The organism is Oleiphilus sp. HI0123 (assembly GCF_001635315.1).
The window spans coordinates 1-7,014 of the sequence record NZ_LWGE01001300.1 but is presented as its reverse complement, the minus strand read 5'-3'; the positions used below and the strand labels follow the sequence as shown (position 1 = coordinate 7,014).

Genomic DNA, 7,014 nt, shown 5'->3' with positions numbered 1-7,014 from the left:
TACCCTGAGTATGTTGACTCTGGAACTCAGTGGCTGGGAGAGATTCCAGCGGATTGGGAATTATTTGACGGTAAGCGTTTATTCAAGAATCGAAGGGAGCCTTCATTAGAAACGGATGAGCAACTTGCGGCCAGCCAAAAATATGGCGTTGTTCCTCAGTCTTTGATGATGAAACTGAATGATTCAAAAGTCATGCTGGCATTGAAAGGAACCAGTTCATTTCGTCACGTTGAGGAGAATGATTTTGTAATTAGTTTGAGAAGCTTCGAAGGCGGAATTGAACATAGCAAATACGTAGGATGCGTTTCACCAGCGTATACAGTTTTATCTTCCGTGAAAGATATTGCGCCTAAATTCTATCGTTATCTATTTAAAAGTAAGCCATATATAGCTGCTTTACAGTCAACAACAGATAGTCTTCGCGATGGGAAATCCATAACATTCGAGCAATTTGGTGCCATTCCTCTTGTCTTACCGCAATTTGAAGAACAAGAAAAAATCGCCAACTTCCTCGACCACGAAACCGCCAAAATCGACACCCTGATCGAAAAACAACAACAGCTGATCAAACTGCTAAAAGAAAAACGCCAGGCCGTGATCAGTCATGCCGTCACCAAAGGCCTCAATCCCAGCGTCCCCATGCGCGACTCAGGTGTAGAGTGGTTAGGTGAAGTGCCGGAGCATTGGGAAGTAAAAAAATTCAAATACTTATGCGACAGAATCATTGCGGGGCCTTTTGGCTCTAGCATCACCAAAGATATGTACGTTAAAAATGGCTACAAGGTATATGGGCAAGAGCAGGTGATACCAAATGATTTTGAGATCGGTGATTACTATATCAATGAAAAAGATTACACAGAACTATCCCGTTACATCGTTGGTGAAGGCGATATTCTTATTAGTTGTGTAGGAACATTTGGAAAAATCGCTGTTTTTCCAGAAGGTGCTGAGCCAGGAATAATTAATCCAAGATTGATAAAAGCTGAGATCTGCCAAAATCATAACCCGTACTACATCAGAGAATTACTTAAAAGTGAGATGGTCTTTAAACAATTCGAACTTTTGAGTAGAGGTGGAACAATGGGAGTTATTAACATTGCTATATTGAGTGAAATATTAGCTGCTGTACCTCCTGAGAATGAGCAGAGTGAAGTAGTAGAATATATCAACCAACAAAAAGAAAAGTTCAGCAGCTTGATTGATCAGGCAAATAAGGCTGTTCAGCTGTTACAGGAGCGCCGTACGGCTCTGATCTCAGCAGCCGTAACCGGAAAAATTGATGTCAGAAGCTGGCGAGCCCCAGAACCATCCGATAATCAAAACAAGGAAGTAGCCGCATGAGTACATTGTCAGGAAGCGGTAAGGCTAACGAGTTTACCTTTCAAAATGATATGGTCGATCAGCTAGTCGCTAACGGCTGGCTGCTGGGTAAGCCTGAAGGCTACAACCGTGAACTGGCCCTGTATGAAGAAGATGTGCTGGGTTTTGTTAAAGAAACCCAAGATGAACAATGGCAAAAGTTCTGTGGCCTATATCCCCCTTCACCTGGAAATGAAAAGCATCCTGAGCAGAAGTTTTTAGAGCGTGTCGCATCCCAATTAAATAAAGCCGATCCTAACGCTGCCAATAAAGAGATGCGTACCTTTGGCACCTTGGGTGTCTTACGCCATGAGCTGCGTGATCGTGGTACACGCTTTAGTTTATGCCAGTTTAAACCCGAACATGATTTAAACCCGGATACCCTGGCGCGTTACAAACAGAACCGTTTACGGGTAGTACCGGAGCTGGTGTATTCACCTTGGGCCAATGAAGCAGAATTAGAGGCAACAGGTAATAAGGCTAAAGCATGGCGTATAGATCTGGTTTTATTTGTCAATGGATTGCCAGTGGCCACGCTGGAGTTAAAGTCTGAATTTAAACAGGCGGTGCAAAACGCAATAAAACAGTATAAGACAACAAGATTCGCAACCGATCCGGCGACTAAGAAACCCGAACCACTCCTTAGCTTTAAACGCGGTGCACTGGTGCATTTTGCCGTCAGCCAGTATGAAGTGTATATGGCCACGCGCCTCGAAGGGGAAGACACCTTCTTTTTACCCTTTAACAAAGGCACCAAGGATGGTGGAGCCGGTAACGATGTACCTAAGGATGTGAATCAGTACGCCACCGATTATTTATGGAATGAGGTGTTACAGCCCGATAACCTGCTGAATATTCTTGCCCGTTTTGTGCATTTACAAATCGAAGAAAAGGAAGACTGGGAAGGGCGTAAGTACAAGAAAGAGACATTAATCTTCCCGCGTTACCACCAGTGGGATGTGGTCACCAAATTGGTTGATGCTGCCCTTACCGAAGGCCCAGGTAATAAGTATCTGATACAACACAGTGCCGGTTCCGGTAAATCCAACTCCATTGCCTGGTCGGCGCATCAGTTATCCAGCATTCATACCGCAGAAGGTAACAAACTGTTTGATTCGGTGATTGTGGTCACTGACAGAACCGTGCTGGATGATCAGCTGCAAGAAACCATCTCGCAGTTTACCTCGGTAGAAGGTGTGGTGGGGCGTATTAACCGCAGCGAAGGTGATGGCTCCAAATCGGAAAAGCTGGCCGCAGCGCTGGAAGGTGCAACGCCGATTATTATCGTTACCATTCAAACCTTCCCCTATGTATTAAAAGCCATTGAAAACAGCGTCAGCCTCAAAGAGCGTAACTATGTGGTGATTGCCGATGAGGCCCACAGCTCACAAACCGGCAGCACCGCACGCCAGCTAAAAGAAGTGCTGATGGTTGATGGCAAGCCGCAAGATGAAGATTTAACCACCGATGATATTCTCGATGCAGCCGTGGCCTCACGCCGTGCCTCCAGCAACCTGAGTTACCTGGCCTTTACCGCAACACCGAAAACCAAAACGCTGGAGCTGTTTGGTCGTTTACCCAAACCGGAAGAAGCGCCTTCCAAAACCAATAAGCCCGAAGCCTACCATGTGTACACCATGCGCCAGGCCATTGAAGAAGGCTTTATCCTCGATGTGCTGAAGAATTACACCAACTACAAAGTGGCCTATAACCTGGCCTTGAAGATAGACGGTGCCGATGAAGAGGTAGAAAGCAAAAAAGCTAAGGTGAAACTCAACCAGTGGGTGCGCCTGCATGACTACAACATCAGCCAGAAAGTGCAGGTGATTGTGGAGCACTTTAAAGACAATATCATGGGCTTATTAGGTGGCCAGGCCAAAGCGATGGTGGTGACCAGCTCTCGTAAAGAAGCGGTGCGTTACAAGCTGGCGTTTGATAAGTACATCACCGAAAAAGGCTATCAGAAGATTCAGGCCATGGTGGCGTTCTCGGGTGAGCTGGAGTTCACCGATAGAGATCCTAATGCTGAGGCGTTAATCGGCGAGAAGTTTACCGAAACCAGTATGAACCCCGGCCTGAAAGGCCGTGATATGCGCAAAGCCTTTGACAGTGACGATTATCAGGTGATGATCGTGGCGAATAAATTCCAGACCGGTTTTGACCAGCCCAAGTTATGCGCCATGTATGTCGACAAAAAACTGGGCGGGGTAGAGTGTGTGCAAACGCTGTCGCGCTTAAACCGCACCTTCCCCGGTAAGGCTGAGTGTGGCACTTACGTGCTGGACTTCTTTAATGACCCTGAAGATATATTGGGAGCTTTCCAGCCTTACTTCCAAACAGCAGAACTGGCCGATGTATCCGATCCGGATTTGATTTTTGATCTATCCGATAAGTTAAAAGCAGCCGGTATATTCCTCTGGAGCGAAGTAGAGCAGTTCTGCGATGCCTTCTTTGTGAAGAGCAAAAGTAATGCTGCTATTGCCAATATCTGTAAGCCAGCGGTGGATCGCTGGCAGAAGCGCTACCAGTTGGCGGTAGAGGCATTTAAAGAGGCCAAGGATATGTTTGAGCGCACAAAGCGAACGGACGATGCTGTATTGATTGCTAACGCCGAGAATAGCTTTAAAGAGTGCAAGCAAGCGAAAGATGAGCTGGAAATATTCAAAAAGGACTTGGGTACCTTCGTACGGTTCTACGAGTTCATGTCTCAGATCGTAGACTACGACGATAAAGAGCTAGAAAGGCTCAGCTTGTATGCGCGCAACCTGCAACCCATGTTAAGGGAAGCGGTCATCGAAGATGGCGACATTGATCTATCAAATGTCCAGCTCAGCCACTATCGTTTGTCCAAGATCAGACAGCAGGACATTAAACTAAAAGTTGACTCGGAAGAGGACAAGCTTGAACCGGGTGACGGCTTAGGAACAGCCAAACCAAGAGATAAAAAAGAAGAGTTCTTATCTCACCTAATCAGCAAGCTAAATGAACTGTTTATTACGGACAACTTAACCGATCAAGACTTGGTTAATTACGCATACACAGTAAGAGATAAGGTTCGTGAGAATAAAAATGTTATGAGCCAAATTAGCAATAATACGGCAGAACAAGCGATGCTAGGTCACTTTCCTAAAGCAGTTGATGACGCCATATTAAGCAGTAGTGAAGCACATCAAGATCAGATGATGCAGTTGTTATCTGATCCAGAGAAGGCTGCGAAGTTTGGGCGAATTGTTTTTGGTTTATTGAATGCTCAGTAAGTAAATCATATTCAATATTGGGATAGGTTTTTATATGGATCTAAAATTCGAGTTTGACAATTCTGCTGATGCTTTTTCGTTTAGTAGAAACCTAACAAGAAGTTTAAAGGTTGCGTCTTGCTTTGAGCGCGATGAAGATAAGCATCTTGTTGTCGTGCGCGAGAAAAGTTTAACCGATATAAGTGCTTCTGCATTAGCGGTTTCAATAGTTACAGCAGGCCTAGTAAATGGACAGCAATACTTTGATAAAGAAAAGTTTATCTTGGTGATTGAAGCTATGCAGCGAGCCAATCCAGCGTTAGTAGATATGACTTCACCTCAAATTGGTGAGTATCTAGCAAGTTTGTCTCCAGAGCAATTGCAAGGTGTAGTGAGTAACACAAAAGGTGTTTACCACGAGATGCTATATGTGGATTCGGTAAACAGTGCGGGAGGGGAGGCAGTACTGCATGAGGACTTAAATAATCCAGGTTCAGATGTTGTGATTAGAGAAGATGGCGCTTTGAGTGAAGTCCAATTGAAAGCGACTGATAACGTAACCTACGTAAACGAGCATATTGAGAAGTATCCCGATATTGATGTTGTAGCCACAACAGAGGTTGCTGCAAAAATAGATGGCGTTGAAAGCTCGGGCTTTTCCAACGAATCTCTTGAACAAGATGTGACTAGCGGTGTTGAAGAGCTAATCGCAGGTAATGATACGGCCGATGTTGTTGTGAGTAATTTAACCTCTAGTGTCGCTGAAGAAAGTATTGGTCTTGGGCCCATCAGTATATTAACAGGGTTGCTGTTTGGTATTTTCTGAGTCTTTTTGAGAATAATCTAATCGAAATGCATATGCGGAAATAAGTAAACATATGGCATATATAAACAAAGGTTAGCGGAAGGTGGTGCAATAAACTCTACAGTTTTAATGCTGACCGTACCGTTGATCGGTTTAATTAGGTCTTAGAGTGTTGAGCAACAATACCGCAATACGGTTCAAGGTAAACCGTCATCCGGTTTAGCTGTAATAATTTAGACACAATATCACTAACTAAGAATCAGGCCGTATAATAAATCTGAGTTGTCACAGTTAGCCAAATGCTCCATCTAATAAACCACGTAAAAAACGTGGAGGACCCCCAGGGTCGTTCATACACACTGTTAGGGTTATAAAATGAGAGGGTTTTCTAGTCTTGTTCTATTCATTATTGGTTTAGCAATAACGCTTCAGTGGTTTGAAGATAATAAGTCCCTATTTGTTTTACTATGGCAAATAGTTTTAGTTATTGTACCTCTAGCCACGATAGGCGGTTTTATCAACGAGTTTTTTCAAAGAAAAAGGTATGTTAAATATTGGTATGACAAGCCGACTTGGTATGGTGCAATGGAATGTAATAAGTGCTTTTATGACTGGCAAAGTCGCCGAAATACTCCACCGGCTAAATGCCCAAGCTGTAGTTCCAAAGATATTGATGTGGTTTATGTGTATGAGAAAGCCATAAAGCAGGTCGAAAGGTCGGTGCTAACGGTAGAGGACTGGGAGCAAATACCTGAAGAGAATACTATTACTACGTATCCTTCGTGGTTATTTTTAACAACCATCTTCACAGTATTTGAGTTTATATTTATTTATGCCATGTATTCATCCTAACAAGTTTATCGAACCTCGTTTCGCCCATGATAGCTGATCAGCTATCATGGGATTGTAGAAAGGCATACGTCCTTTTATTTTGAATGCGACATTTGTTTTGCCAATAAAAAAGCCCGCATATCGCGAGCTTTCTAATATTAACTAGAGTGCTTTATCTTGCTTGCAGCTGCTGACTTTGCATGGCTTCGGCTTCAGCAATCATTTCAAGCTGCTCTTTTTTTGCCTCATTCAACACTTTCATATAAATTCTTTTTTTTCTATCTGACTTTACGTTATGTGCAAAGTGCGAAAGAGGTGATTCAACCGTAACTTTTGTTTTACGAATTATCATCTTCCGTCTCCGTATTATCCAACGCCTCTCTTAGGGACGCGGGAGTATATTTTTCGTCCAAATAATTGTCAATATTACCAATATTAAATTCTGGCCGAACTTTTTGATCTAAGTCTTTAAACAATAAATCAACTTGTAGGTTTTGTCCAAACTCTTCTTTTAATTTGCGGACTGTATCTTTCGATTTAAAGTACCTATCAACAAATACATCTAAATCAATAGCCCGTCCCATCGTTAATTCACGGGCTTTTGCAGCTTTCCAGGCATTTAATGGGTCATTGTAAACAAATGTGATAACAACGCAGTAATCCCTTTTAGGTGATAGGCATCGCTCAATATTCTGTTTGGTTTTATCATAGTCTGATAAGGTTCCATCAAGTATGAAGCTTTGTTTATTCTTCATTAACTTATCAAAAACGGCATCTACGATG

6 protein-coding genes are annotated in these 7,014 nt (G+C 43.2%); 4 read left to right on the top strand and 2 right to left on the bottom strand.

What is annotated here, in order from left to right:
* The 4 genes from A3761_RS15755 to A3761_RS15740 all read left to right on the top strand — a co-directional run.
* A partial coding sequence (locus tag A3761_RS15755; RefSeq protein ID WP_082870265.1) for a restriction endonuclease subunit S occupies positions 1 to 1,341 on the top strand: 1,341 nt, incomplete at its 5' end.
* Entirely contained in the window at positions 1,338 to 4,616 is a 3,279-nt protein-coding gene (locus A3761_RS15750) for a type I restriction endonuclease subunit R (protein ID WP_068513862.1), read from the top strand. The genes A3761_RS15755 and A3761_RS15750, both read left to right, overlap by 4 nt.
* A gap of 34 nt (positions 4,617 to 4,650) precedes the next feature.
* On the top strand, positions 4,651 to 5,421 hold the full coding sequence (locus A3761_RS15745; protein WP_068513860.1) for a hypothetical protein: 771 nt from the start codon (positions 4,651 to 4,653) through the stop codon (positions 5,419 to 5,421).
* A 354-nt stretch (positions 5,422 to 5,775) separates the two neighbouring features.
* On the top strand, positions 5,776 to 6,252 hold the full coding sequence (locus tag A3761_RS15740; protein WP_068513857.1) for a hypothetical protein: 477 nt from the start codon (positions 5,776 to 5,778) through the stop codon (positions 6,250 to 6,252).
* Positions 6,253 to 6,403: 151 nt separating this feature from the next.
* Here A3761_RS15740 and A3761_RS15735 read toward each other — a convergent pair whose 3' ends face one another.
* Complete coding sequence (locus A3761_RS15735) at positions 6,404 to 6,583, bottom strand: hypothetical protein (RefSeq protein WP_068513854.1); 180 nt, start codon at positions 6,581 to 6,583, stop codon at positions 6,404 to 6,406.
* The coding region (locus A3761_RS15730; RefSeq protein ID WP_231881236.1) for a zeta toxin family protein at positions 6,570 to 7,014 on the bottom strand (445 nt) is incomplete at its 5' end. The genes A3761_RS15735 and A3761_RS15730, both read right to left, overlap by 14 nt.

Bases quoted from the DNA above. Each gene is read 5' to 3' on its own strand.
- A3761_RS15750 (WP_068513862.1), top strand. From the start codon at position 1,338: ATGAGTACATTGTCAGGAAGCGGTAAGGCTAACGAGTTTACCTTTCAA.
- A3761_RS15745 (WP_068513860.1), top strand. From the start codon at position 4,651: ATGGATCTAAAATTCGAGTTTGACAATTCTGCTGATGCTTTTTCGTTT.
- A3761_RS15740 (WP_068513857.1), top strand. From the start codon at position 5,776: ATGAGAGGGTTTTCTAGTCTTGTTCTATTCATTATTGGTTTAGCAATA.
- A3761_RS15735 (WP_068513854.1), bottom strand. From the start codon at position 6,583: ATGATAATTCGTAAAACAAAAGTTACGGTTGAATCACCTCTTTCGCAC.